Annotated in this window: 19 protein-coding genes, 3 pseudogenes and 2 riboswitches; of the genes and pseudogenes, 7 read left to right on the top strand and 15 right to left on the bottom strand. The window is 66.4% G+C overall.

Going from position 1 to position 24,980, the window contains the following annotated elements; genetic code table 11:
• The first annotated feature begins 216 nt into the window (after positions 1-216).
• A complete protein-coding gene (locus tag MRBLWS13_RS14160) occupies positions 217-828 on the top strand; it encodes a TetR/AcrR family transcriptional regulator (protein WP_349425977.1) in 612 nt (203 codons plus the stop codon).
• Between the two features lie 23 nt (positions 829-851).
• Here MRBLWS13_RS14160 and MRBLWS13_RS14155 read toward each other — a convergent pair whose 3' ends face one another.
• The 4 genes and pseudogenes from MRBLWS13_RS14155 to MRBLWS13_RS14140 form a co-directional block, all read right to left on the bottom strand.
• Positions 852-1,859, bottom strand: a complete 1,008-nt coding sequence (locus MRBLWS13_RS14155) for a Gfo/Idh/MocA family oxidoreductase (RefSeq protein ID WP_349425976.1) — start codon at positions 1,857-1,859, stop codon at positions 852-854.
• Positions 1,860-1,989: 130 nt separating this feature from the next.
• Positions 1,990-2,961: an aldo/keto reductase gene (locus tag MRBLWS13_RS14150; RefSeq protein WP_349425975.1), complete on the bottom strand. Its 972-nt coding sequence runs from the start codon at positions 2,959-2,961 to the stop codon at positions 1,990-1,992.
• 321 nt (positions 2,962-3,282) lie between these two features.
• Positions 3,283-3,664: pseudogene (locus MRBLWS13_RS14145) on the bottom strand (hypothetical protein).
• A 49-nt stretch (positions 3,665-3,713) separates the two neighbouring features.
• Positions 3,714-3,923, bottom strand: a pseudogene (locus tag MRBLWS13_RS14140) (glutamate dehydrogenase); the annotation flags it as partial.
• 18 nt (positions 3,924-3,941) lie between these two features.
• Here MRBLWS13_RS14140 and MRBLWS13_RS14135 point away from each other — a divergent pair.
• Positions 3,942-4,204, top strand: a pseudogene (locus MRBLWS13_RS14135) (IS481 family transposase); the annotation flags it as partial.
• On the opposite strand, the gene MRBLWS13_RS14130 reads toward MRBLWS13_RS14135, so the two are convergent.
• The 7 genes from MRBLWS13_RS14130 to thiO all read right to left on the bottom strand — a co-directional run bounded on the left by MRBLWS13_RS14130 (position 4,114) and on the right by thiO (position 9,060).
• Positions 4,114-4,911, bottom strand: a complete 798-nt coding sequence (locus MRBLWS13_RS14130) for a bifunctional hydroxymethylpyrimidine kinase/phosphomethylpyrimidine kinase (RefSeq protein ID WP_349425974.1) — start codon at positions 4,909-4,911, stop codon at positions 4,114-4,116. The pseudogene MRBLWS13_RS14135 and the gene MRBLWS13_RS14130 sit on opposite strands and share 91 nt — an antisense overlap.
• Positions 4,883-5,263 (bottom strand): bifunctional hydroxymethylpyrimidine kinase/phosphomethylpyrimidine kinase, encoded by a 381-nt coding sequence (locus MRBLWS13_RS14125; protein WP_349425973.1) that lies wholly within the window; start codon positions 5,261-5,263, stop codon positions 4,883-4,885. The genes MRBLWS13_RS14130 and MRBLWS13_RS14125 overlap by 29 nt, the downstream gene beginning before the upstream one ends.
• Before the next feature lie 93 nt (positions 5,264-5,356).
• Positions 5,357-5,545: a hypothetical protein gene (locus tag MRBLWS13_RS14120; RefSeq protein ID WP_349425972.1), complete on the bottom strand. Its 189-nt coding sequence runs from the start codon at positions 5,543-5,545 to the stop codon at positions 5,357-5,359.
• Positions 5,536-5,629, bottom strand: a riboswitch (TPP riboswitch). (Overlaps the previous gene by 10 nt.)
• A 39-nt stretch (positions 5,630-5,668) precedes the next feature.
• A complete protein-coding gene (gene moeB / locus MRBLWS13_RS14115; RefSeq protein ID WP_349425971.1) occupies positions 5,669-6,859 on the bottom strand; it encodes a molybdopterin-synthase adenylyltransferase MoeB in 1,191 nt (396 codons plus the stop codon).
• Positions 6,856-7,668 carry a thiazole synthase gene (locus MRBLWS13_RS14110; RefSeq protein ID WP_349425970.1) on the bottom strand — a complete coding sequence of 271 codons (813 nt, stop codon included), beginning with the start codon at positions 7,666-7,668 and terminating at the stop codon, positions 6,856-6,858. The genes moeB and MRBLWS13_RS14110 overlap by 4 nt, the downstream gene beginning before the upstream one ends.
• Positions 7,631-7,870, bottom strand: coding sequence for a sulfur carrier protein ThiS (gene thiS / locus MRBLWS13_RS14105; protein ID WP_349425969.1), 240 nt, complete (start codon positions 7,868-7,870; stop codon positions 7,631-7,633). Before thiS ends, MRBLWS13_RS14110 begins: the two co-directional genes overlap by 38 nt.
• A complete protein-coding gene (gene thiO / locus MRBLWS13_RS14100) occupies positions 7,867-9,060 on the bottom strand; it encodes a glycine oxidase ThiO (protein WP_349425968.1) in 1,194 nt (397 codons plus the stop codon). The genes thiS and thiO overlap by 4 nt, the downstream gene beginning before the upstream one ends.
• 51 nt (positions 9,061-9,111) lie before the next feature.
• On the opposite strand from thiO, the gene thiE reads away from it, so the two are divergent.
• On the top strand, positions 9,112-9,759 hold the full coding sequence (gene thiE, locus MRBLWS13_RS14095; protein ID WP_349425967.1) for a thiamine phosphate synthase: 648 nt from the start codon (positions 9,112-9,114) through the stop codon (positions 9,757-9,759).
• 328 nt (positions 9,760-10,087) lie between these two features.
• Positions 10,088-10,196, bottom strand: a riboswitch (TPP riboswitch).
• 1,221 nt (positions 10,197-11,417) lie between these two features.
• On the opposite strand, the gene MRBLWS13_RS14090 is transcribed toward thiE, so the two are convergent.
• Positions 11,418-11,645: a hypothetical protein gene (locus MRBLWS13_RS14090; protein WP_349425966.1), complete on the bottom strand. Its 228-nt coding sequence runs from the start codon at positions 11,643-11,645 to the stop codon at positions 11,418-11,420.
• 42 nt (positions 11,646-11,687) lie between these two features.
• On the opposite strand from MRBLWS13_RS14090, the gene MRBLWS13_RS14085 reads away from it, so the two are divergent.
• Complete coding sequence (locus MRBLWS13_RS14085) at positions 11,688-11,945, top strand: hypothetical protein (protein WP_349425965.1); 258 nt, start codon at positions 11,688-11,690, stop codon at positions 11,943-11,945.
• Positions 11,946-12,754: 809 nt separating this feature from the next.
• On the opposite strand, the gene MRBLWS13_RS14080 is transcribed toward MRBLWS13_RS14085, so the two are convergent.
• Together MRBLWS13_RS14080 and MRBLWS13_RS14075 are read right to left on the bottom strand one after the other, a co-directional pair.
• Positions 12,755-14,347 carry a family 43 glycosylhydrolase gene (locus tag MRBLWS13_RS14080; protein WP_349425964.1) on the bottom strand — a complete coding sequence of 531 codons (1,593 nt, stop codon included), beginning with the start codon at positions 14,345-14,347 and terminating at the stop codon, positions 12,755-12,757.
• Between the two features lie 369 nt (positions 14,348-14,716).
• Positions 14,717-17,410 (bottom strand): NEW3 domain-containing protein, encoded by a 2,694-nt coding sequence (locus tag MRBLWS13_RS14075; protein ID WP_349425963.1) that lies wholly within the window; start codon positions 17,408-17,410, stop codon positions 14,717-14,719.
• Positions 17,411-17,863: 453 nt separating this feature from the next.
• On the opposite strand from MRBLWS13_RS14075, the gene MRBLWS13_RS14070 reads away from it, so the two are divergent.
• The 3 genes from MRBLWS13_RS14070 (at position 17,864) to MRBLWS13_RS14060 (ending at position 23,216) form a co-directional block, all read left to right on the top strand.
• A complete protein-coding gene (locus MRBLWS13_RS14070; RefSeq protein WP_349425962.1) occupies positions 17,864-18,874 on the top strand; it encodes a LacI family DNA-binding transcriptional regulator in 1,011 nt (336 codons plus the stop codon).
• Positions 18,875-19,898: 1,024 nt separating this feature from the next.
• On the top strand, positions 19,899-21,407 hold the full coding sequence (locus MRBLWS13_RS14065; RefSeq protein ID WP_349425961.1) for a glycoside hydrolase family 95-like protein: 1,509 nt from the start codon (positions 19,899-19,901) through the stop codon (positions 21,405-21,407).
• Positions 21,408-21,830: 423 nt separating this feature from the next.
• On the top strand, positions 21,831-23,216 hold the full coding sequence (locus tag MRBLWS13_RS14060) for an alpha-L-fucosidase (RefSeq protein ID WP_349429072.1): 1,386 nt from the start codon (positions 21,831-21,833) through the stop codon (positions 23,214-23,216).
• A gap of 145 nt (positions 23,217-23,361) precedes the next feature.
• Here the strand turns inward: MRBLWS13_RS14060 and MRBLWS13_RS14055 are convergent, their stop codons facing one another.
• Positions 23,362-24,918 (bottom strand): alpha-N-arabinofuranosidase, encoded by a 1,557-nt coding sequence (locus tag MRBLWS13_RS14055; protein WP_349425960.1) that lies wholly within the window; start codon positions 24,916-24,918, stop codon positions 23,362-23,364.
• Between the last annotated feature and the right edge of the window lie 62 nt (positions 24,919-24,980).

The raw sequence follows: 24,980 nt of genomic DNA, 5'->3' as shown, positions 1-24,980 counted from the left end.
GCGGTCGGTCAGCTTCCCGAACCCGGCGCTCGAGGTGGAAGCGGCCAGTTACTCCACGGTGACCGCATCCTGAACCGGGGCGTCCCAGTCGCCTTCGTCGCGGGTGCCTCGGCGGCGTTCATCACTGGAGTTGTGCTCACCATCGACGGCGGCTTGAACGCCTGGTCCTCCGCGTTATCTGGACTGCCTGGTCCGTAAGGGGGCATAATGACTGCTATGCCCGTATCGCAGACCAGACTGGGGCGACCCCGCGAGTTCGATCCCGACTACGCCCTCGAACAAGCCATGAGAGTGTTCTGGGCCAAAGGATACGAAGGGGCGAGCCTGACGGACCTGACTGAGGCGATGGGCATCACTCGCAGCAGCATGTATGCGGCGTTCGGAAACAAGGACGAGCTGTTCCGCCGGGCGGTCGAGCGGTACACGGAAGGTCCAGCCTCCTACGGATTCCGTGCACTGTCCGAGCCGACCGCACGCGAAGTGGCCGAGTCCCTTCTTCGCGGCGCAGCCGCTGCCAGCACGCTTCGCGAGGCACCCCACGGATGCCTTGGCGTCCAGGCTGCGCTGTCCGCCGGCGACAACGGGCTCACTGCCCAGAAGGTCCTCGTCGACTGGCGCCAGGATGCCGCTGCGCGCCTCGAGTCCCGATTTCTGCGTGCGCGGGCCGAGGGTGATCTGCCGGAGACCGAGGATCCGCGCACGCTGGCGACCTTCATCGTCACGGTCGCGTACGGCATCGCCGTTCAGGCGGCGACGGGAAAGAGCGAGGTGGAACTGCGTCGGGTTGCTGATGTGGCGATGAACGCGGCGTCCTGGTCCCACGACTGAGACAGGGGACTCTGCGATCGTCTTCATCGACGCCTTAGACTCACCGCCGCGTCCGCTCGACAGCAGGGTGCGGGCCCGACGCCGTGGCCCGCACCCTGCTGAGGTGTTCTACTGTCGCTGCCCGCTACGGGCCGCTTCTTCCACCCGCGCCACCAGCTGACTGTTGTGCAGCGCGTGAGCGAAGCCCGGGGTTGCAAAGGTGCCCTCGTCGATATCTCGCGCGAGACTCGCGTACACCTCTCCCACATTGATCGCGGCCCCCATCCAGAATTCCGCGGCGGTGGGACCGACACCGGACGAGACCGGCGCATCGGGTGCGTCGAACCCAACGCTCGCCGAAAGGATGAGATCGCCGACCTGAACACCTCACCGGAGTCGGTGAGCACCACCTGCGGCCACAGCCTCTCCGTCCGCGCATCCACCTCGGTGACCTGTCCGAGGACGGTCTCGATGACGTCCAGGACATGGGCGGTCGTGATCGTGAGGAAGCTGGCCCCTGCCTCCTGCTTGTTGAAGTAGTCGTATGCCGAGATAGACTCCGGGCCGTAGCCGAACGTCGTGGCGTGAACACGGGCCGAGAGAACACACCCGATGGCCCCCTTGGCGATGATCTCCACCGCGCGTCGCACCGAGGGGTTCAGGCTGCCCTGCAGACCGATCACCGTGTGCTGAGACCCCACGGCCGCGGCCATCTCCTCCGTCTCACCGAGATTCGCGCCGAGGGGAGATTCCGAGTAGACGGCCTTTCCTGCGGCGAGCGCCGCCATCACGAGATCTCGGTGGGCCGGCACTTTCACGGCGACGGTGACGAGGTCGATGTCGGGGTCGGCGATGAGGGCGTAGGGATCAGCGAACCACCGCCGTGCCCCAAATACCTTCGCGGCGCGCTTCGCCGATTCCTCGCGCCGTGTCGCCACGGCCTCCAACACGAACCGAGGCTGGGCCGCGATGGCGGGGATGTGCGACGCCCCGGCCCAACTCGCTGCGGTGTCGGCGCCGATGATTCCGACTCGGATGGGGTTTTCGCTCATGATCTTCCAATCGATGCGTGGTTAGGGTTATGTGTCGTTTAGTCCAAAAAGGGCCTGAGTCTGCCCACGCCGATCACCGCGTGGGCCGGTCAACCCACGGGGCCGCCGACCCGCTACGGGATCTCGATGGTCAGCGATCGATCGCGGCCATGTCGGCCGCCGAATGACGCTCACCCTCGGGCCGGGGGAGCGCGTCGAGCCGGGCGAGTTGGCCGGGTGAGAGCTCGAGGGCATCTGCGGCGAGGTTCTCTTCGAGCCGGGCGATTCTGGTGGTGCCCGGAATCGGTGCGAGCATGGGACCGCGGGCCAGCAGCCACGCCAGAGCCACCTGAGCCGAAGTGGCGTCGGATTCGAGCGCGACCGCCTGCACCTCATCGAGGATCGCGAGATTCCTCTGCAGGTTATCGCCGGTGAAACGGGGGTTGCTCCTGCGCCAGTCGTCGGGTGCCAGGCCGTCGAGTGTACGGATGCCGCCTGCCAGGAAGCCGTGGCCGAGCGGTGAGTACGGGACGAGTCCCGCGCCCAGCTCCGTGAGGGTGGGCAGCAGCTCGTCCTCCACGTCCCTCGTCCAGAGCGAGTACTCGGTCTGCACAGCGGTCACGGGATGCACGGCGTGCGCTCGCCGAACCGTTTCGGCACTGGCCTCCGACAGACCAAGATGGCGGACCTTTCCCTCCGCGACGAGCTCTGACAGCGCGCGGAACGTCTCCTCGATCGGCGTGTTCGGGTCGACGCGATGCTGGTAGTACAGGTCGATGACGTCGGTGCGTAGCCGACGCAGTGAGCCTTCTACGGCGATCCGCACATTTCGCGGCGAGCTGTCGAGAGCCGGTCGGCCCGTGTGCGAGATCAGCCCGAACTTGGTCGCGATCACCGCGCGATCGCGGCGTCCCTGCAGAGCTTGGCCGAGGAGGTCCTCGTTGACGAAGGGGCCGTACACCTCGGCGGTATCGAACATGGTCACGCCGAGATCTATTGCGCGGTGGATCGTGCGCACATGCCGGGCTTCTGCACCTCCTGCGCCGGTGTAGAAGGCCGACATGCCCATCACACCGAGACCCAACCGCGGGACTGCGAGCGAGCCGAGGTGCGCTGTCTTCATTCGTCCATCCATCCGTCTGCGACGCGATCCTCGATGCGTCGACTTCTGTATCGAATAGTACACAACTACGCGACTATGGGAGCCGCGCGGATGCGTCCAGGCGGTGTTCACACCACCGGGTCAAGCCGACGCAGCGACGTCCCGCTGTCGGAGCGCGACTCCTCGACCTGCAGCGCCCCATGGCGACGCTGAAGGTGAGTTCGCGCCGGGATTCCGTCATGCGCTCATAGGTGATGAGCGCGATGCGTTCGGTCATGAGTCGCGAGAGCTCCTTGACTCGTGGCGACTCTGCATCGCCGGCCGTCTGGTCGACGGGTCGGGTTACGGGTAGAGCCCCCGCATCCGGTGCGCTTCCGCGACCCGCTCGACCGCGAGGACGGTCGCCGCGGTACGGAGCGAGATACCGTTCTGAACTGAGGCGCGCAGCACTTCGCTCCACGCTTTGGTCATGCGCTGCGCGAGCCGTGCTTCGACCTCGTCTTCTTGCCACCAGTAGGCCTGGTCCGCCTGAACCCATTCGAAGTAGGAGACCGCCGCCGGCGTTCGCCAGAATGTCGGGAACCACCAGCGTGCCGCGCTCGGCGAGGATGCGGTCTGCGGCCGGCGTTGTCGGGCCGTTCGCCCCCTCCACGATCAGACGCGCCCGGACATCTTCGGCGTTGCGTTCTTGACCACACCTTCGACAGCCGCCGGACAAGCACATCCACGTCCTGCAGCAGCGGGGACTCCCGGTCGATGGCGTCCGCGGCGTCGAATCCGACAACACTCCCGTTCTCTTGCACCCACATTGCGAGAGCGTTGATGTCGAGCCCAGACTCATTCGCGATCGCACCGTACTGATCGCTGACGGCCGTCACCCGCAGGCCCGAAACGGCGAGGAACCGGGCCGCGTCGGCGCCGACCTTGCCGAAGCCCTGGACCGCTGCGGTCGCTCCGCGCGGGTCGAGCCCAAGGTGTGCCATCGCAGCGAGTGCGACGTGCGGCGGATCGTGTCGCTGCGGTTTCACCGGCGGTTGGACCGCACCGAATCGGCTATCACCTCGGCATCCCGCGCTCCACGGCGGGTCGGGTTCTCGCCCGCTATCGGATGCCGCTGCTGCACCACCTGGACCACATCACCGGCCTATCCGTGCGCAAGCCGGAGCCCGTCCGCTACGAGAAAGAAGCCCCGGGCGAGCTGGTCCACGTGGTTATCAAGAATCTCGGCAAAATCCCCGACGGCGGCGGGTGGCGCGTCCACGGCAGCCGTGTCCCGAGGTCGGCGTAGAGCCACAAGCACGGCAGCAGCGCGGCCACGAGTTCACCGTACGATACGGCCGAGGCGTGCAGATGGTTCATGTAGGCGAGGGTATGCGGTTCGGGATTGGATGCTGCGGATCCGACGTGCGTCTCGTGCAGCCTTCGCTCCTCGACGATGGCGGAGCCGGCGGAACGGCCCCAGAACATCGGCTCGTCCGCGGTCGGGGCCAGGGCGCTCGCCCGCGCGAGCATTCGCGCGTACTCGCCGAGGTAGAGTGCGTCTTGCGCCACGTAGCGGTGGAAGACCTTCCGCGGCAGCGAACCGTCGCTGGGGCCGCGAACCAAGTGACCGGCGTCGACCTGCGCGCGGACGCCGGCGGAAGCATCCCACGCCCCTGCCGACCCGGAGTCGGTCGCGGTCGTCCTGCGCCGCAGCTCGTGGAAGTGGTCGATCGGGCCGTTCCCGCTGCCGACGTGCAGCGCATCGGCGTGGGCGAGCGCGCCGGTGAGCCAGTCTTTCGCGCGTACCAGCGCGTCAGGCCACGAGGAGCCTGCCGCCCGCAGCGTGGCGAGCGCAGACGAGAGCGAACAGCCGGTGCCATGCGTGTGCCGTGTGGCGATGCGCTCGCCCAAGACCTCGTGCACGCCGTCGAGTCCCACGATCGCGGCGGGGCAGGAGCTGTCACTGAGGTGCCCGCCCTTCAGCAGCACGGTGGTGCCGGTGGCGTGCGCGAGCGCACGGGCGTCGTCGAGAGCCTACGTCCAGGTCGCCGCGCGGTCGGCCGGTGAGCACCGCGAGCTCGGCCAGGTTCGGCGTGACGAGATCGGCGATGCCGCAGAGGGCGCGGAGCGCCTCCTCGGCGGCGGGATCGAGCAAGCGATCGCCGCTCGTGGCTACCATCACCGGGTCGCGCACGACCAGCGGCGGACGCACCCGGGCGAGCCGCCCCCGCACGGCGGCGATGATCTCGGCGGACTGCAGCATACCGATCTTCACGGCGTCGATCTCGACGTCGTCGGATACCGCGTCCAGCTGGGCCGCGACAAACGCGACCGGCGGCACATGTACCTCAGTACCTCACGCACCCCGCGCGTGTTCTGGGCGGCGAGCGCCGTGACGACGGCCTGCCGTAGCCGCCGAGCGCGCCGATCGACTTCAGTCGGCCTGCACCCGCGGGATCGCGATCATCGCACGACCTCCAGCGTCGCCGCCCGCGGGAGGTCCGCAGCCACCCCGCCTCGGTGATGCCTGCACCAGCGTTGACTCCTTCCGCAGCGCCTCGAGCGCGGCAACGGGAGATCGGTCGGGCAGATCGGACAGGTGTGCTTCGATGCGCGCGTTCATCGCGACATGCCTTCGCTCGCATGATCGAGATCAGGTTCGACGGGGTGTTCTCAGCCCGCCGCGCGGGCACCCCGTGTCACTGCCGAGCAATCTAGCACGCGGCCGACTCGACTTCGCACGGGTTCATCCGGAGACGGCAGTCCATCGGTCAAAGCCTCCATCCAAGACGCGCACGTCGGTGTGGCCGGCGGTGAGGAGGATATTGGCAGCAGCGAGAGCTCTGGGGCCGGCCTTGCAGTAGACGATGATCGGATGACCGACGGGCAGATCCACGATGCCTGCTCCTTCGCTCCTGAGCCGGCTGAGCGGCAACGATCGCGATCCCGAGATGTTCGTCGAGGTGTATTCGTCGGGCTCACGGACGTCGAGCAGTACGAAGCTGGCATCGCCGGAGCTGCGGTCATGAAGGAACCCGCGCAAGTCGTCGACCGTCAGGACTCCGGCCGTCTGAGGAACAGGGGCGGCTTGACGCTCGGTGAGGTCGGCCACGCATACGCCCTGGACGCGGTCGCAGCTCAGGCCGCGAGCATTGCGGTCGGGATCAGGGACGATCCTGAGTTCCCGCCAGGCGGCGTCGGCGAGGTCGAAGATCGAAAGTCGCCCCAGAAGCGATCTTCCGGTCCCGGTGAGCAGCTTGATCGCCTCGGCCGCCATCATCGACCCGGCCACTCCGCAGAGCATCCCGAGCACGCCCGCCTCGCCGCAGGAAGGAGCGGACTCGGGTGGAGGCGCATCCGGGTACAGGTCGCGGTAGGTGGGTCCGTGGAGACTCCAGAAGACGCTCACCTGGGCGCCGAAGCGGAGGATCGAACCCCACACGCACGGCCTCTCCGTCGCCGTTGCCGCATCTGAGATGAGGTAGCGGGTAGCGAAGTTGTCGGCACCGTCGATGACGAGGTCGTAGTCCGCAAAAAGCGTCACAGCGTTGTCGCGCTCCAGCCGCAGCGCATGGGTCCGGACCTCGACGAACGGGTTGAGCCGGGCGAGGGTGTCGCGCGCTGAGTCGACCTTGAGGCGGCCGATGTCGTCAACGCCGTGCACGATCTGGCGCTGCAGGTTGCTGGCTTCCACGCGGTCGTCGTCGACGATTCCGAGAGTGCCTATGCCGGCGGCGGCGAGGTAGACCAGGACCGGGGATCCGAGGCCGCCGGCACCGATGACGAGCACTCTTGCGTTCTTCAGCCGCCGTTGGCCGACATGTCCGATTTCGGGCAAGAGGATGTGGCGCGAGTATCGGTCGAGCTCGGCGGGATCGAGACACGGCGCGGGATTCACGAGCGGTGGCACCGCGGCCGGAGTCACCGTCGTCGTCATAGGTGTGGCCGCCCTTCCATGGCGGAGGAGGCTTGGGCGACGCTGCGTCGCGGGATGCGGCCCGAGAGGTGGGCGAGCCTTCCGGCGATCACCGAGTGCCTGAAGGCCGCCGCCATGCCCGCGGGATTCTGTGCGCGGGTGACTGCGGTGGCCAGCAGCACGGCATCGCACCCGAGTTCCATCGCGAGGGCGGCGTCGGAGGCGGTGCCGATTCCGGCGTCGAGCACAATCGGAACGCCGGCGCGTTCGACGATGAGGGAGATGTTGTGGGGGTTGAGGATGCCAAGTCCCGTTCCGATGGGAGCACCCAGGGGCATGACTGCGGCGGCGCCGAGCTCTTCGAGGCGCAGCGCCAGTACCGGGTCGTCGTTGGTGTAGGCGAAGACGACGAATCCGCGAGCCACGAGCTGCTCGGTGGCGAGAGCAAGTTCGGCACCGTCTGGAAGCAGGGTGTCTTCGTCGGCGATCACCTCGAGCTTGATCCAGTCGGTGCCCAGCGCCTCCCGGGCGAGTTCGGCGGTGAGCAGCGCCTCACGTGCGGTGAGGCATCCGGCCGTGTTCGGGAGGACGCGGATGCCCTCGTCGTTCAGCAGCTGGAACAGCGAGCTGTCTGTCGACGGGTCGTGCCGGCGCATCGAGACAGTGGTCAGCTCGGTTCCCGAGGCCCGCAGCGCCTCGCCGAGCCGGGCATGGTTGGCGGCTCCGCCGGTGCCCAGGATCAGTCGTGAGCCGAGGTCGACGCCGCCGATGTGCAAGGTGTCGGTGGTCACGTCAGCCTCCCTGGGTGGCGCTGACGATCTCGACCGCATCGCCCTCGGCGAGCGCGGCGTCGGCCCATGCGGAGCGGGGAACGATGGCGGAGTTGACGGCCACGGCGATGCCGAGTGTGGAGCCGTCGCGGATACTGCCGTCTGCGGTTACCCGTACACCCAGGACCTCCTTCACCAGGTCGGCGACGGACTGTCGCGGTCGGCTCGTGTGCCGTGCACCGTTGAGTGTGATCGTGGTCATCGGGGGATCCTTTCTGCCGTGGGTACGGCGTTCGCCGGCATGAACCTGTCAGGGCGGAATGCGTTCCACCTGTGATCGGCGTGACCGTCCAGGAGCCGGAGAGTGATGTCGGCGGCGAGTGGCGCCAGCAGCACGCCGTGCCGGAAGAAGCCGGTCGCGATGATCAGCCCGCCGACGGCTCCGCCGTCGCGGCCCGTCACCCGCCCCAAGAGTGGGGCGTTGTCGGGCGTGCCCGGTCGTGCTCTGCCGGCCGCCTCGATCAGGGGCAGCTCCGCCACCGCCGGCACGACCTGCTGCGCGTCACGGAGAAGCCGGTGCACGCCGCCTGCGGACACGGCATCCATTCCGTCCTCGCGCTGCGTCGCGCCCACCACAAGCGTGCCGTCTGCGCGGGGTACGAGGTAGACGCTCCCGCCGTGCACGAGCGCGCGCACCGTGGTGCCGAGGAGGGGACGGAGCCGGTCGGGCACCCGAAGTCGAAGGATGTCGCCGTACACGGGTCGGAGGGGCAGCTCGAGCCGCCTCGGGAGGCCGTCGAGGGTCCGCGCTCCCACGCCGTTGGCGATCACGACCTCGGCGCTGCCGATCGTCGTCCCATCCGCAAGCCGGATGCCGACGACGCCGGAGTCGGGGTCGACCGGATCGCGGCGCAGCAGGCCGACCACCTGCTCACGGACGATGCTGACCCGCCCGCCCGGTCTGGCGGTGTCCGCGAGCCTGTCGATCAGCCGGGCCGCCATCATCCGCGGGTCGATCTGATGGTCCCCGGGAACGCGGTACGCGCTGGTCACCCGCGGCCCGAGCAGCGGCTCGCGGTCTCGTGCTTCCCACGTCGTGAGCGCTTCGACGTCGAGCTCAGCACTGCGATGGGCGGCGTGGAGATCGGCGAGGGCCTGCCGGTCGCCTTGGTCGACGCCGACGAGCAGCGTCTCGCTCCGACGGTAGCCCACCGCGCCGTCGGCTGGTGCGAGATCGCGCAGGAAGTCGGGATAGCGCGCCGCGGACTCCAGCATCGCCGGCAGCAGCGCGCCCTCTTGATAGTGGAACTCGCTGACCGGCGCGAGCATGCCGGCCGCCGCGAAGGTGGCGCCCTGGGCCGGTGCCGGGTCGATCAGCCGCACCGAGCGCCCGGACTGCGCTGCTCGCCATGCGATGCTCAGCCCGATGATCCCGCCGCCGACGACCACCACGTCACCGGCCGCCCGCCGATGGTGCCGCAGATTCGCCGGTACGCTGAGCCGATGTCCATGGCCACCGCACGTCTCTACCTCTGTACTGATGCGCGAACTCGTCAGGGCGACTTCGCCGACTTCGTGGATGCCGCGTTCGCGGGTGGCGTGGACATCATCCAGCTGCGGGACAAGGCCCTGGAGGGTGCCGAGCAGCTCGAGCTGCTCGGCATCCTCGCGGAGGTGGCCGACCGCCACGGCCGGCTCTGGTCCGCTAACGACCGCGCCGACATCGCCCGCGTCACCGGCGCTCCGGTGCTCCACCTCGGTCAGAAGGACCTCCCGGAGCGCCTCGCCCGGACGGTCGTGGGTCCGCATACGGTGATCGGCCTGTCCACCCATACCCCCGAGCAGGTCGACGCCGCCGCCGAGGCGGACGGCCTCGACTACTTCTGCGTCGGCCCGGTCTGGGCGACTCCGACCAAGCCGGGTCGCGCCGCCGTCGGAACCGGGCTCGTCCGCCACGCCGCGAGCATCGGCACGAACCGGCCGTGGTTCGCGATCGGCGGCATCGACCTGACGAACATCGACGAGGTGGTGGCGGCGGGCGCCGAGCGGGTCGTGGTCGTCCGGGCGATCACCGAGTCCGACGACCCCAGCGGCAGCGCGCGGCGACTGCGCGAAGCTCTGCCGGCTGTCGTGCCCGTGAGGGCGTCCTGAGAACTCGACGTCGCGCCCGGGCGCACCCTCGGTCTCCGGGTGAGCCATCCGCGGTACCTACTGCACGCGCAGTACCGGCGCCGCCGGGTAGACCCGGCCGCCGGACTCGCGTAACTCCGCGGACGTCTCCGCCATCCCGGCCCCGCAGGTCGACGCAGTGAGGAGGCGCACTGGGTCGCGCCCGCGGCCCTGAGTCCGGTACACGGTCACCGGAGCGCCGGCCGAGCCGTGCGGAGACGAGCTGAGCGAGATCCGGTCAACCAGCGCTCGGATGCCATACTCAGCGTCGCGCAGATGCGCGAGAGCGCGCGAGGAATTGACGGACTCCATGGAGGCGACCCCTACTTCCTTCGTCGGCATTACCCGGACAGGTTCGAACGGTCGCAGGCCGCGTCAGCCCGATCTCAGCCCTTGCGAGGGCACCCGTGTGGTTAGCCGCTACATTACCGCACTCGTACGAGACTTCAGGACGCGGTTAGGCGAACGAGCGACGGGACTCGTTCATCCCGCCCTGTGGATGGGGTCCATCTGCCGCTGTCGCACGATCCCGCGGAGTGGTTATCGGCGTTGTCGTAAATCACGCCTACTTCATCGTCAACCGAGACCGCTAGCGTCGTCGACGATGACAGGTACACCAGCCGGAGTTGCGCGACATTGATCCCTTACCGCGCTGCGACCGATTGACGCCCCTCCAGAGGGCAACGTCCTTCTCGGCGCGACAGCCGTTCGTCCGGCCGGCTTTCCGGGCATGTAGCTAACCGCATCGTCAAAGTTCGGCGCGCGTTAGAGGCATCCCACTGCAGCGAGCGCCGCGAAGAGCGCGTCGCTCGCCACGCCGTCGTCGTGGTTGACAGTTGAGGTGCTGTGTTCCATCGTCATCGTCTTCTTGGCAGGCGACCGAAGCGGTCGCGACGACTGATCCATCGGGGCAAGTGGCCGAAGGGCAACCCGGCTGCCGCCGAGCGGGCGGACGGACCCCTGGCGCTGCGCCGCGAGGGGCCGACGTGCTCAGCGCACGTCGACTACGAAGTCACCGGCCGAGATCGGGTTCCGAGGCCAGCGCGCGCACCATTGCCACGTAATTGCCAGTCGATCTAGAACATCCGGCGCGCCCAAAGGACGGGTACAGCCCGTCCAAGCAGGTTCAGGAGCTGCAGGCGGATTCTCTTGTGGGTCGCCACGACGCTCTCAGTGTGATCAGCCTTCGCCTTCACGCGGTGCTGAACGACGCCGCCGACGCCCGAGCTCGGATATTCCCGGAGGGACCTTCACGACGTGGCCGGGCACCTCTCTGCCCTGCTGAGGTGTCCGACCCCGCGCGGCTGGGCCTTTCCCGCACGTTCTCAGCGAACGACGGTTCGCGCTCAGCCGAGCGCACGGTCGGGGCTCGCCGCGGCACTGATGAGCGAGAAGTGGGTTGACGCCTGAGGGAAGTTGCCGAGCTGCGCACCGTCCGGCCCGATCTCCTCCGCATAGAGCCCGACGGGTTGGCGTAGGTGAACATCTTCTCGAGCGCGAGCTTGGCTTCCTGCGTCCGCAGCGTGCGGGAGTGCGTCGACGTACCAGAAGGAACACATCGAGAACGTGCCCTCCTCCACGTCGAGGCCGTCGAGGGAATGGGCAGCGTCGTAGCAGAACGCGAGCGTGTCTGTGACCAGTTAGGCCGCGATCGCGGAAACCGTGGAACGGAAGCGCGGGTCAGATGGCGAAATGAACTTCACCGCGGGCATCAGCAGGAGCGAGGCGTCGGGTACGTCACAGTTCGCATACTGCGTGAAGGCGCCGATCTCCTCGCTCCAGCCGTCCGAGAAGATGCCCGACGCAATCTTGTCCTTCACACGCGTCCACGTGGCGAGACCGCCGGGGAAGCCGCGCCGACGCGCCATTCGCAGCAATCACCGCTGCCCGGACCCGCGGACGATATTCGGGTGAAGGTGGTGCAAGACAGCGGGTCCGTCGAGTTCCGCGGCATCCAGGCCAGCATCGGCCGCGCCCTCGGCGGCCAGCGGGTCTGTGTCATGGACGCGGGCAAGACAGTGATCTTCTTCGACCTCCGCGGCACCATCATCATCGAGCACCCGCTGGCCCAAACCCGGAGCCACCCACGTCAGCAACCGCCGACCCCGCGACCCCGCCCGCAACCGACTATGAGGGATGTCATGCATCGACTGTCGGAGATGTCCTGATGCAGAAACGTCAGGCATGTCTTGATGCATCACAAGCGAACCGTCCCTCGGCGGTCGTCACGTTGCCCACGAATTGCCCACGAATGGCGCGGAACCGGGCGGATCCGCGCGGTGCCAGCGGCTCGAAGCTGACTCGGAAACCGGCGGAACTTCAGCAGCATGAGACCGTGGCGGATCGAGCAAAATCGAGCCAAGTGTGACTGAAAATCGAAAGGTCACCGGATCGATGCCGGTCGGAGCCACTGAAACCCTCTCCTAGCTTCTACATGGAGGGGGTTTTCTTCGTTGCTTTGGGATCACGGCGTACCGAGGACCCCGAATCGCCTCGTCGCTCGCTGAAGTCCTTCGGTTCGCGACCGGTCGTGATTCGCGTGCCGAACGAGTGCTGGCAGCTGGACGCGACCGAGCACGTGCTCACCGGTGGCCACAAGTGCGTTATCGTCCAGCTCATCGACGACCCGTTCCGCATCGCCGTTCCCGCACACGTCGCCTGGGCGAGACCTCCGCGGCCGCGATCACCGTGGTGAGCACGCCGAACCCGGCCGTCACGGCGACGGTCACCGCGATCAGGCCGTCCCGCATCGCTAGCGAGCTGACATCTTGTCGACGACGATGGGCTAGTCATGATCTGCATGAACGCCGACAGTTCCCGTCTCAAGTACCTGCAGAACGACGGCCACGTGTCGCTGATAGTTTCAGAACTTGCCCCACGCGCCGCCCGATGATCCCGCCGAGCATCACCCCGCGATGCCTAGCTCACGGGGCATCCGAGGAACCGAATATCGCCTCGCGCACCTGCATCGCTTCAGTCATGTCGCAGGGTCCTCCTGCTCGGAGCGCTCGTACACGAATCGACGCAGAGTGACCCAGCTGGAGGCCTTTCGGACATCCTCATCCCGATCGTCGTCCCAGGCGGCGACGGCGATTCTGTTACCGCGATAACCGAGCATTCCCGTCCTGTAACTGGAGCCGACAGGAAAGAAGCGCTCACCATCCACCGAGAAGGAGAACGACGCGAAGGATCGGAGGTCGTAGTTGACACGCAGCCAGAGAGACCACGAGATCGGGACCCTCGGCCCTTCCTCAACGTCGAGCGCAACCTCGCCGTGAACGACGTCGATGCTGCAGTCGAAGGTCGAGCGTCGCACCTGGAGGGCGGAGAACGGTGACCCGAGATTGCCCATATTCACGACCGTGCCCGGGTCAGCCGCGCCCATCTCGATGTGCAGCGTCACCTGGCCCTGCCCGCTCAGCATGCGCTGCGTCAGCAGATTCCTCACGCTGCGCGGGTCCCCAGCCCTTCGTGGGGGAAGTGCCGCCAAACGGAGCCCGGTCGCGGTCGCCTCCCAGGAATCCGGCGCGGGCTGATACACCCACTCCCACTGCGGACCGAGCGTGCGCGAGCCGAACGCGTCACTCATGCCGAGAATCGTGCTCGCCGGTCTGCTGGCAGACGGTAGCGCGGAAGTCAGCACGGCGGCTGGCCATCCGTCTGCCCAGGTCACCGGGAGAACGCTCACCGGACGTCCTTCCGGATAGCCCATTCTGCCGTGGTGCGTGACGAACACCCAATCACCCTCGACTGTTTGCAGGAGTGAACCCTGGTTGGGCTCCCTATCCCGATCAGCGGCCTCGCTCACGAGCAGGTCACGCTTCTCCCACGGCCCGTCCATCGTGGGCGCTCGCATGATGACGGCCACCCGGTTGCCGAGCGAACGAACCTCGTTATGCAGGACGTAGTACTGCCCATCGATGTGGTACGCCTTATTGCCTTCACTGGACCAGGTGTCGTCGAGGATTCGCAGGCGGTCCGGCTGAACTTCAAGGCCATCCCCCGACAGGGGCATGACGTAGGTCTTCCACCCGCTGTCGGTCGGATATCCCGGACGGCTCAGCACGAGCCACCCCTCGCCGGAGTCTGACCAGATCGGGCATGGATCGTCCCAGAACGGCTCATCCCAGATCAGCAACGGCCGGGTCCACGGGCCGGCAGGGTGGGGTGCCCTGACGACGAAGAGGCCTTCCTCGAACGTCGTGAAATATACGAAGTACGTGCCGTCATGCTCACGGATCGACCCGGCGAACATGCCGCCGCTTCCCCGCGACATCGCCTCGCCGGCATAAGCCTGCCCAAGTGCGGTGATGTCGGCGACGCAGTGCCCCGCGTACTGCCACGAGCGGAGGTCGTCGGAGCAAAGAATCGCCATGCCCGGCGAGTAGTGAAACGTTGAGCTGATCAGCCAATAGAACCCTTCGGCAAAGATAACGTCGGGGTCGGCGAAGTCCCCATCGAGCACGACGTGACCCCAGCTGCCTTCATACGGCGACATGTGTCCGATCGCCTGCGATGTGATTGCTCGCGGCTCGTTCGTCACGGGGGCGTGGTGGTCGTCGTGCGGCATCGTTTCCTCGCTTTGAGGGTGAGTTGGATGGGTTCAGCTGATCGATGCGCTGCGCGTTGATGTCGGCGCGAGAATACGTCGAGCACGGGAGCCTGGCGATCCTGGATGTCCTCGATACCCGCCAAGACGACAGAACGTCGTACGCCAGCTGCGTCGCATACATCTGATGATTATCCTCCAAACAGGATCAGACGTCGCATCCTCATGCGGGCGACGCGGCAGTGCCGGCCGCCGACGAGCCCGCCCCGCTGAGTTCCCACCGCTGAAGGCGCCATCCCGACCGCAGGTGAGTGCGCCGATGCCATCACGCAGACACGGGACGGTCGCGAGCAGCAATTGCTCGCGCCCGTCCCGCGTCCTTCAACGCGGTCAGTTCAAGCTGAAGCCGCTGAAGACCGCCGTGCCGAACTTGTTGCGGTCGTGCGAGGAGTAGATCATCCCTCCGTCCTGCGCCTCTTGGGGGGCGGACAACGTGACAGGTGACCCGACAGCTGCCCACGTGGCGCCGTCGATCGAGTAGGTGGCCGACACAGAGGAGCCGGTGCGGGTGAGCCGCAACCACACCGGGGCTTTCACATTTCGGATCTGCCACGACTTGTCAAGCAGCCCGTCGCCATTTGCGTCGTAGTTGTACGTAATGCCGTTGGAGGGCGTTACGACGAGGGCGAGGTAGCCGAGCGATTGACGCGGTTTCGTGAGGTCGTCGCGAACGACGAGTCCCGCCTTGGTCCATGCGTTGATGGGTTCTTCGCTGTCGACGCGGACGGTCATGACGGACCCATCCTTGAAGCCATCCGGCGAGAAGATCGTGCCGTACTCGTCGTCCGACTGGCTTCCACCGCTCCAGATGTCGGCGCCGGCATTGCCGATCACGAAGACGCCGTCCTTCTCGGCGAAGACGCTGGCCACCGACTCGAAGGTGCTCAGGCTGGTGACCGGCGAGGACGATACCGAGAGTGTCGTCGGCGCGCTCACCGCTGTCCCGATCTGCCCGTGGAGGTGGTAGGTGACCGAACTCGCGATGGACGCCTTTTCGATCAGCTGGCCGGTGCTCGGGGGCGGCGTCACCGTGAATCGCGCTGCGACGCTTTCGCCAGGATCGATGCTCGACTGAGCCGCATCGGCCGTCACGGACCATCCATCGGGCGCAATGAGTGCTGCGGAGACGTCCTCGAGCGCCGCGCTCACGTCGAGGTTGGTCAGCGTAGCCTCGAGAGTCGCCGACCCGCCGGGCTGGCTGGTCGCTGCAGGTATCAGGGACACCGACATAGCCGGCCGCTGCGCGTCGAGAGTGGTGCGCAGCGCCTGTGACAGGCCGGAGTCGTATACCACTCGCGCCGCCGCCAACGGCAGCACCTGGTCCAAGCCGAGCAGAACCGTCCCCGACACCGTGTTCGTCGGACCATCGAACGAGGACGCGTTCGAGCCGATGAGCCAGTTGTCCTTATAGGTGATGTTGCCGGCTCCGGCGTTCCAGGTGTTCCCGGGTGTCCGGACGCGGTAGACGTTGCGCTGGGAAGTCCACAGACCCGAGCCTTCGTCGAAGTAGGTTCCCATCGCGGTCGGAGCGACGAGGTAGTTCTTTTCCAGGACGCTTCCTGGGCTCTTGGAGAGGTTGTAGAAGGCAGCACCATCGTGCATCGTCTGCATGACATCGTGAACATAGTTGTGCGAGACAAGGGCGTCGCGGAAGGTCGTGGGCGTGTCGTAGATCGGCTGGAAGTCGTAGAGACCTCGGGTGACGTACTCCGCGTTTCCACCCACGTCGTTTGTCCCCCATCCCCATCCAGCACCGATACCGGTGTAGGGAACGTTCCAGACCTCGTTGTGCGTCACCGTCGCCCGGGTCACGTACGTGAACAGGATGCCGGTCTGGTCCTCATACACCTTCGCGACGTCATGGACGAGGTTGTCCGAGATTGCGATGTCCTTGTTCGTCATCCTCGGATCCGAGGGGTGGTGCGCATCCGGCTGTATGCCGCCGACAACGATCCCGCCGCCGGCGCTCTCGAAGAAGCGGGATCGACTGACGATCACGTCGCTCGCGCCAAGGCCGACTCCCGACGCGTGCGCATTGGCGTCCAGTCCGATTCCGAGACTCACTGAGCCCAGGTTGGTGTAGACGTTGTCGGTCAGGGCGATGTTGTTCGCGGCTGAGACCTGTACGGCGGCCGGCGCCATGCGCCAGGTATTGCGCGTGCCCTCGAACGCGCGGCAGCCTCTCCCGCAACTGTTGAAGGCGTCCGCGGGGCGCGCTGCCGTGCCGTAGGCGAAGGCACCGGACTGCTGGACGGCGTAGCCCTGGTCACTGTCGGGTGCGGTCCACGCCGTAGCGCTGAACCGGATCCCCGAGAACGTCAAGTGGTGTGCCGGATCGTCGTACGTGCCGCCGATCTGCAGCAGCGACTCGAGCCGCGGCATCTCCACATTGATGCCATTCATGCTCTGACCCTCGAGCGGCTGGTAATACACGGTGCGTGCGGCCTTGTCGTAGTACCACTCACCCGGCTCGTCGAGGAACTCGCGGGCGTTCTCGATGTAGACAGGGCCGTTGCGGAAGGGACGCTGGACGGTGTCCCAGCCCCAGGTGTTGTTGTCCCACGCGGGCTGCACCATCGTGAGGTGGTTGCCCGCAATGCTCTTGACAGGCGAGTACCGGTCGGTGAACGAGTTCACGAACTCCATCGTGACGCGGTCCTGCTGCTTGATGTCGTTCAAGTACGACAGGGCCGGTGACGTGAGGTCGACTCCCCCTGCTGTGATGGAGATGTCGCCCCGCGACAACTGGGTCCGGGCTCGGGTCGCCATCGCCCCGTCGACGTAGAGCTGACCGGGGTCGATCTGGACACTCGCCGGAACCCGCGCCTTCCAGACCGTGTTGGACCCGGGTGCAAGCGCCCACCCGCCGATTCGCGCTCCGCCGGACAACACCGGCGTTGCACCCGGCGCGGCCACCCACGCGACGGTGTGGCCCTTGCGACCCGAATCCTCGGCGCCGAATCGCAGCGGCTCGGTGAGGCGATAGGTTCCGTCCGCCAGGACGACCGTGATGTCGCCACTCATGTCAGGCGCCAGGCGCCGCACCTGTTGTTGCGCTTGGTTCAGCGAACAGGCGGCGTCTTCAGCGCAGAGCTCCCCGGTTCCCCCGGGTGCGACATGGAGCGTTCTCGTCGGTTCGTCGGCGGCGTTCGCCGCCTCGATTCCGAGGCCGACAGGAAGGATCGCCAGCAAGGACGCCAGCGCGAGGGCGCTTGCGCGGCTGCGGTGGGATGTTCGTTGGACCATTCGTCCACTCCTTCGTGGGTGATCGGTGCGGGCTGGATGCCACGGTATCGCATTAAATCATACGTATTATGTTCGCGAAAGGGTGGAGTGCGGACCTTCGGGATCGAACGCGTCCGAGCGTCAGATCTGTGGATGCGGTGCGCCGACAGGTACTCTGTTGACGTCAGCAGATGGCGAGTCATTCGGGAAGGTGCAGGGCAGATGCCGGCAGGGCGCTCTCGGTCGGTGTCCATGCGCGATGTTGCCGAGCTCGCAGGTGTTTCCGGTCAGACTGTCTCGCGGGTCGCGAACAACATGGGCAACGTCGCCGAGCGCACGCGCCGGCGCGTTGAGCTGGCGATGGAGGAGCTCGGCTACCGTCCGAATAACGCTGCTAGGGCGCTCCGAAGGGGCGAGTTCCGGTCGATCGCCGTGGTCGCGTTCGGGCTCGAGACCCTCGGCAACGTTCGAACGGTGAGCGCTATCGCCAACGAAGCCGCGCGGAGGAGTTACGCGGTCGAGCTGATCTCGGTGCAACACACCCCCGACGAACTCGGCACCGCAGACTTCTCCTGGGCCATGCGAAGACTCGGCCAAGACGCCGTCGACGGCATCATCCTCATCCTGGAGACAAGCAAGTCCGCTACGGCCGCCCTCCAGATACCCCCAGGGGTGCCGGCGGTCATCGTCGATGCGGGAGCCGCCTTCGAGCACCCCTCGGTCGACGCGAATCAAGAGCAGGGTGCCCGGCTCGCCGTGGATCATCTCCTGGCCCTCGGGCATCCGACCGTATGGCACATTGGCGGGCCGGCTGTGTCGAACGCCGCTGCTGCACGGGCGAAGGCATGGCGTTCTCGCCTCGAGGAGGCTGGTCGCATGATCCCCGACGTTGTGATCGGCGATTGGACACCGGAGTCTGGCTATAGCGCCGGCCTGGAGCTCGCTGCTCGCGGCGGTGTGACTGCGGTCTTCGCCGCCAATGATCAGATGGCACTTGGGGCGCTCCGCGCGTTTCACGAGAGCGGAGTCGCGGTGCCCGCCGCCGTCAGCGTGGTCGGGTTCGACGACATGGAGGAGTCCGCCCACTTCTGGCCCCCACTCACGACGGTGCGGCAGTATTTCGAGACTGCAGGTGCGACCGCTGTGTCGTTGCTCGTGGACCAGATCGAGCACCGTGAAGTTCCGGCTGGACGGCGTTTGATCGACACGAGCCTCGTGGTACGAGCCTCGACCGGCCCCTTCGGTGAGCACTCAGACTCCTGACGTGCGGCCGCCGAACCACTGATTTGTCGTTGACTTCCTCAGATCGACGCGTGTACTTTTCTTAGAGGTGTTTACGTAAACACTGCGGCGTATTGAGCTTCGGTCGAGCCGAACCATGACCTCACGGGCCGCTGACCGGAAACCGGTCGGTCGGAAGCCGGCGCCTCCTCCACCGCATTCACCGAGCGAAAGGCCGCTGAACGTGCCACGCATCCAGACCGATCACACCACGTTCTCGGCGGGTACGCTCCCCGCCGGTCGCGGACGGCAATCCTTCACCAGCACGAGCACTGCCAAGCAGTGGTTCGACGGCGTCGTCACAGGCAGCGGCCGCGTCGGAGCGATCGTCTGGGGCACCCCGGCGGAGCACGTCGTGTCGCTGGCGCACGAGCGCTTCTTCGTCCCGGCGAATGCCACCACGCCGCCTCCGGACATCGCGATGGGCATCGACGACATCCGGCGCGAACTCCTTTCCGCGAACGCCGCAGGAGCAGCTGCGGTGGTCGCGCAGATCGTCTCAGCGGCGGGCATGGACGATCTCATCTGGACCGATCCGCTCGGGCCGACCTCTGAGCTGCGCATCGATTGCGGGGCGATCGATCCGCGGACCTATCGGAGGTCGGTCGACTTCGTGACGGGAGAGGTCACCCTCGGTTGGGCGGACCACAATGGCGAGAACGAGCTTCGAGTATCTGCTCCCCGCGGCACCCAGCACGTCATCGTCCGACACCGGTCCGAAGGCCCCGGATCATTGACCGCGCGGCTCGTCATGCCGAGCAACCGCGCTGCGGTCCGAGGGGAATCGCCCGACTACGCCGATCGCGTCGTACCCCGAGTTTCGAGGAAAGACGAAAAGACGGCCGGTCTCGAACTCCGCGCGACCCACCCCGAGAGCGGGCGAGTGGTCTCAGCCACGACGAGCATCCAGGCACCCGGCGGCGCGGTCGTCAGCACCACAGATGACGAGATCTGCGTCCGCGTCGACACCCGCTCGGGCGGCTGGACTCGGATCGACATCACGGTCGTGGTCGACGACGGCATCGAGCATCCCGTGGCCGATCTGCATCGACACGATGCCTTGCAAGCGGCTTCGGCGCTTCGTCTGGGCTCCCACGTTCCGGATGACGTGACGACGGAGACGCTGCTGGGGCGCGCAGCAGGTGACGTCGACCATGATCTGGCTCTCATCGAGCTGGCCTACGCGGCGGGTCGGTACAACATCATCTCGTCCACGGGGCACCTCCCCGCTACCTTGCAGGGTGTCTGGCAGGGCACCTGGTCACCGGCGTGGTCGGCCGACTACACCCTGAACGGCAACATGCAGAACGGTGCGATCGCATCGCTCGTGTCGACGGGGACTCCCGAGCTCATGCGGTCGGTCTCCCGCTTGCTCGTCCCACATCTCGATGATTTCCGCACCAACGCGAAACGTATCTTCGGAGTCGAGGGAGCCTTGCTCCCGAGTCGTATGAGCAGTCACGGCCTGGCCAACCACTTCTCCCCGGCGTTTCCTCTTCAGTTCTGGATGGGGTCCGGCGGCTGGGTCCTCCGAATGCTCGCGGACGCCGTTCTGGCAACAGGAGACCGCAGCCTCGTCGACGACCACTCTTGGCACCTTGTTGAAGAGGTGTTGCGGTTCTACCAGGCGGTCGCTTCGCAGGAGCGACTCGCGCCTGCCTATTCACCCGAGAACACTCCGCTCGGATCCTCCACGGCGATCTCGGTGGACCCCGCGATGGATGTCGCGATTCTCCGCGACGTTGCACGATCAGCGCGCGTACTCGCCGAAGCCCGGGGAGTGCCGCCGGTGGAGATCCCCGCGGTCGGACCGCGGTATCGAGTCGAAGGCGGGCGCCTGGCCGAGTGGTCGTTCCCCGGGCAGGCCGATCAAGTCGCCCACCGACACACCAGCCAGCTCTACGCGCTCTGGTATGAAGCTGACGAGGCTTTCACGGATCCCGAGCTGCGCGCCGCGGCAGCGAAGTTGATCCACGACAAGATCGCCTGGCGAGCGGAGAACCCGGGCCCCCCGCCCGGGAACATGGAGATGGCGTTCGGGCTCACGCAGCTCGGTCTGGCGGCTGCCACTCTGGGTGATCATGTCGCGCTGGAGCAATGCGTCCAATGGCTCGCACGCCTGCATTTCACGCCGGCGATGACCACAACTCACGACGCAGGGCGGCTGTTCAACGTCGACGCCAGCGGTGGGTTGCCTGCTCTCATCGCTGCTGCACTCGTACAATCGACGCGCGACACGATCCGCTTGCTGCCGGCGCGCCCGAGTTCCTGGACGCGCGGCTCCGTCAGCGGGCTCACCACTCGGACAGGTCTCCGAGTCGTCACGCTGAACTGGGCTGACGATGGAGTTCGTCTTGTCCTCGCCGCCGATGCCGTATCCCGATGGGTCCGTCGAGAGGGAGTCACTGTGCTTCTCCCCCGCCCGGCGACCGTCAACGATGGGACCGAGCCTGTCGACAGTTTTCGCCTCGACGACTCCGACTCGCATACGCTGGAGCTCAGGTGGGCAGGCTAGAAGCCGTTCTCAGCGCCGAAGGGCCGATCATCCTTCGAAATACAGTCCCTTCTGCTTCACAGCTCCACGACGACTCTCAACGATGCCGGCGCACTCGATTGCGAGTCCCGGCGCTCGTCCTGCGCGACGGACTCGGTCGACTCCCAGATCAGCACGATCGTCGCGGTCGAAGCTCGCGGACAAGGTTCAGTAGCCGATCGTGACGACGACGGGCGCTTTTTCATCGACGACCCGAGCCCTCAACGCAGAAAGCCGACGTCAATGACCCGATCGCTCGCACCACTCGACCCGAAGACGCTGCCGGAACCCGTTGACGTGTCCAACAATGCGGCGGCGCTCTCAGCAGTCCGCGCTGTCATCGATGCGGGGCCGTACTCCGCGACGTGGGAGTCCCTTCGTGAAGACGAGCCGCCACGCCGGTAGATCGATGCCAAACTCGGCATCTTCATCCACTGGGGCGTCTACTCCGTTCCCGCTTTCCATAACGAGTGGTACTCGCGGAAAATGTACCTCGAAGCGTCCCCGGACCTCACACACCACCGTGAGACGTACGGCGAGCATCGTGACTTCGGATACAAGGACTTCATCCCTCATTTCACGATGCGCGACTTCGATCCGCGCGAATGGGCTGCCCTCTTCAAGCGCGCAGGTGCGCAGTTCGTCGTTCCCGTGGCCGAGCATCACGACGGCTTCGCGATGTATGAGACGCAGCGGTCGCGCTGGAACGCTGCCGTGATGGGTCCCTGCCGAGACGTCTTCGGCGAGCTGACCGCATCGGTCGACCAGGCGTGGATGGTGCCCGGTGCGTCCTCCCACAGAGCGGAGCACTGGTTCTTCATGGACGGAGGCTCACGATTCGACTCCGACGTACGCGATCCGGCGTATGCAGACTTCTACGGCCCCGCCCAGCGTGAAGAGTTGACGCCGCACGAACGATTCCTCGAGGACTGGGTGCTGCGTACCGTGGAGCTCATCGACAACTATCGACCGCAGGTGCTCTGGTTCGACTGGTGGATCGAGCAGCCCGCCTTCGAGCCGTACGTGCGCATGCTGGGTGCCTACTACTACAACAACCGCGCCGTCGAATGGGGTCGCGAAGTCGTGATCAACTACAAGTGGGAGGCGTTCGCCGACGGCAGCGCCGTGTACGACATCGAGCGCGGAACCATGGGCGGGATCCGCTCGTCCCTGTGGCAGAACGACACGGCCATTTCGAAGACGTCGTGGAGCTGGGTCGATGGCCACGAGTACAAGTCAGTGGACACGCTCGTCGCCGAGCTCGCGGACACCGTGTCGAAGAACGGCCTGCTCCTGCTCAACGTCCGCCCCAAGCCCGATGGGACGATCCCGGATGCCGAGCAGCGGATCCTCGACGGCCTCGGAGACTGGCTCACCCGCAACGGCGAGGCGATCTATGGCACGCGGCCATGGCGCATTGCACAGGAGGGGCCGACACAACCGGTTGTCGGCTCCTTCGTGGATTCTGACGCCCCGGCGTACGGCGCTGCAGACGTCCGCTTCACCAGTCGACACGACGTGACCGGTGACTATGTATACGCGATCCTGCTCGCCGAGCCGGAGGACGGAATCGCACGCGTCAGCGCCCTCGGCGCGGGTTCCGGCCTACTCGATCGCGGCATACGCGAGGTCAGCGTGCTCGGCGGCACCGCGCCCGTGACGTGGGAGCAGACAACTTCCGGCTTGCACGTGATGCTGCCGCCGCGCCTTCCTCTTGCCGGAGGGCCGGTCGTGAAGCTGTTCCTCAAGGACGTCGTCGTGCCCGCGCGGCAGGACTTCCTTCACAGCTGAGCCACTCCCACGGGCTTGCCAATGCAAGCAGCGTGAATCGGCCGCGGTTGGGGCGGATGAGCAGCGCGGTAGTCGGCTCCTCACCCGAACGCGGCGGCACCCGGGTAGCGGAACGGGACCGCCACCCGGGTTCAGATGCGCTATCTCACGCTGATCGTTGCGAACTCCGCCCGGCCGCGTGGAAGGCTCCAGCGCGGGTGAGCGAGATCGCGGTCCACGACACGGCAGGCAAACTCACCGTCAGCACGCCATCCTTCACGGATGCGCTGTCATTCACGTGCATCGCCACTCGGTCGGGGTCTTCGCGGGTGTTGGAGGCATCCTGATCCTCATCGGCAAGCGTGAGGCACTCGCTCACGACGACATCGCCGAGAGCGCCAAGATCAATGGTCACATCTGTCACGTCCGTCAGATGGCGGTTCGTGACGAACAGCGCCACACTGCCGTCGTCAGCTAGCGTCGCGACGCCGTCGATGACGGGGACGGCGCCGTATACCGACGTGGCAACGGTCCCGCACTCGATCTCGAGGCGGAGGACCGTACCCTGTGCCAGGCGTGCTGTGAGCGCGAAGGGGAAGAACGTGGTCTGGCGCCACGCGGCACCGTCCGGCTCGGTCATGATCGGCGCGATGACGTTCACCAGCTGGGCGAGGCTCGCCGCCTTCACGCGATCGGCGTGCTTGAGAAGAGAGATCAGCAGGCCGCCGAAGACGACGGCATCCGTCACCGTGTACACGTCTTCGAGCAGTCGCGGCGCGATCGGCCACGTCTCGATATCTGTGATGCGCTCGTCGTTCTCGAAACGCGCTGCGTACCAGATGTTCCACTCGTCGAACGAGATGTCGATCGTCTTCTCGCTGCGCAGCACTGACTTCACGTGGTCCGCGGTGGCCACGACCGTTTCGATGAAGCCGTCCATGTCGACGGCGGAGGCGAGGAAGCTCGCCCGATCCCCGTCTGTCTCGCGGTAGTACGCGTGACATGAGATGAAGTCGACGTCGTCATAAGTCTGCTCCAGCACCTCGCGCTCCCACGCCCCGAAGGTCGGCATGCCCGAATTCGAACTGCCGCACACCACAAGCTGAACCGAAGGATCGAGCTGACGCATCGCTTTGGCCGTCATGCCCGCGAGCTTGCCGTAGTCGGCGGCGCTGCGGTGCCCAAGCTGCCACGGACCGTCCATCTCGTTGCCGAGACACCACATTCGGACTGCGAACGGCTCGTCGGCGCCGTTCATGCGGCGCTGCTCGGACAGAGCGGACCCGCCACGAACGTTGCTGTACTCCAAGAGATCCAGCGCCTCCGCGACCCCGCGAGTGCCCAGGTTGACGGCGAGCATCAACTCGACTTCTGCCTTTCTGGCCCAGTCCGCGAACTCGTGCAATCCCACATCGTTCGTCTCTAGCGAATGCCACGCCAGGTCGAGTCGGTGCGGCCGAGCCTCCCGGGGACCGACACCGTCCTCCCATTTGTAGCCGGAGACGAAGTTCCCACCCGGGTATCGAACGATTGTCACCCCCAGCTCCTTCACGAGCGCGACCACATCGCGACGGAAGCCCTCCGCATCCGCCTCCGGATGCCCCGGCTCGTAGATCCCGTCGTAGACGCACCGCCCCAGATGCTCGACGAATGAGCCGAATATCCTCCGATCAATGGGCCCCACGGTGAAGCGGGGGTCAAGGGCGATTCGTGCGGCGGTCATTTATCCCTCTCGTTTGTGACGTCCTTCCCTGAGGGGACGTCACGAATAGATGTTTCTGGAAG

Source organism: Microbacterium sp. LWS13-1.2, assembly GCF_040144835.1.
Lineage (GTDB): Bacteria > Actinomycetota > Actinomycetes > Actinomycetales > Microbacteriaceae > Microbacterium.
Note: the sequence above shows the minus strand (reverse complement) of the source record. Positions and strands in the feature narration are given on the sequence as shown.

What these genes read in the sequence shown, in the direction of transcription:
- MRBLWS13_RS14090 (WP_349425966.1), bottom strand. Translation starts at nt 11,645, where the DNA reads ATGGCGCGTCGGCGCGGCTTCCCCGGCGGTCTCGCCACGTGGACGCGT.
- thiS (WP_349425969.1), bottom strand. Translation starts at nt 7,870, where the DNA reads ATGACCACGATCACACTCAACGGTGCACGGCACACGAGCCGACCGCGA.
- MRBLWS13_RS14155 (WP_349425976.1), bottom strand. Translation starts at nt 1,859, where the DNA reads ATGAGCGAAAACCCCATCCGAGTCGGAATCATCGGCGCCGACACCGCA.
- MRBLWS13_RS14080 (WP_349425964.1), bottom strand. Translation starts at nt 14,347, where the DNA reads ATGCCGCACGACGACCACCACGCCCCCGTGACGAACGAGCCGCGAGCA.
- MRBLWS13_RS14150 (WP_349425975.1), bottom strand. Translation starts at nt 2,961, where the DNA reads ATGAAGACAGCGCACCTCGGCTCGCTCGCAGTCCCGCGGTTGGGTCTC.
- MRBLWS13_RS14110 (WP_349425970.1), bottom strand. Translation starts at nt 7,668, where the DNA reads ATGCGGTCGAGATCGTCAGCGCCACCCAGGGAGGCTGACGTGACCACC.
- thiE (WP_349425967.1), top strand. Translation starts at nt 9,112, where the DNA reads ATGTCCATGGCCACCGCACGTCTCTACCTCTGTACTGATGCGCGAACT.
- MRBLWS13_RS14160 (WP_349425977.1), top strand. Translation starts at nt 217, where the DNA reads ATGCCCGTATCGCAGACCAGACTGGGGCGACCCCGCGAGTTCGATCCC.
- MRBLWS13_RS14070 (WP_349425962.1), top strand. Translation starts at nt 17,864, where the DNA reads ATGCGCGATGTTGCCGAGCTCGCAGGTGTTTCCGGTCAGACTGTCTCG.
- MRBLWS13_RS14055 (WP_349425960.1), bottom strand. Translation starts at nt 24,918, where the DNA reads ATGACCGCCGCACGAATCGCCCTTGACCCCCGCTTCACCGTGGGGCCC.
- MRBLWS13_RS14120 (WP_349425972.1), bottom strand. Translation starts at nt 5,545, where the DNA reads ATGAACGCGCGCATCGAAGCACACCTGTCCGATCTGCCCGACCGATCT.
- moeB (WP_349425971.1), bottom strand. Translation starts at nt 6,859, where the DNA reads ATGACGACGACGGTGACTCCGGCCGCGGTGCCACCGCTCGTGAATCCC.
- MRBLWS13_RS14075 (WP_349425963.1), bottom strand. Translation starts at nt 17,410, where the DNA reads ATGAGTGGCGACATCACGGTCGTCCTGGCGGACGGAACCTATCGCCTC.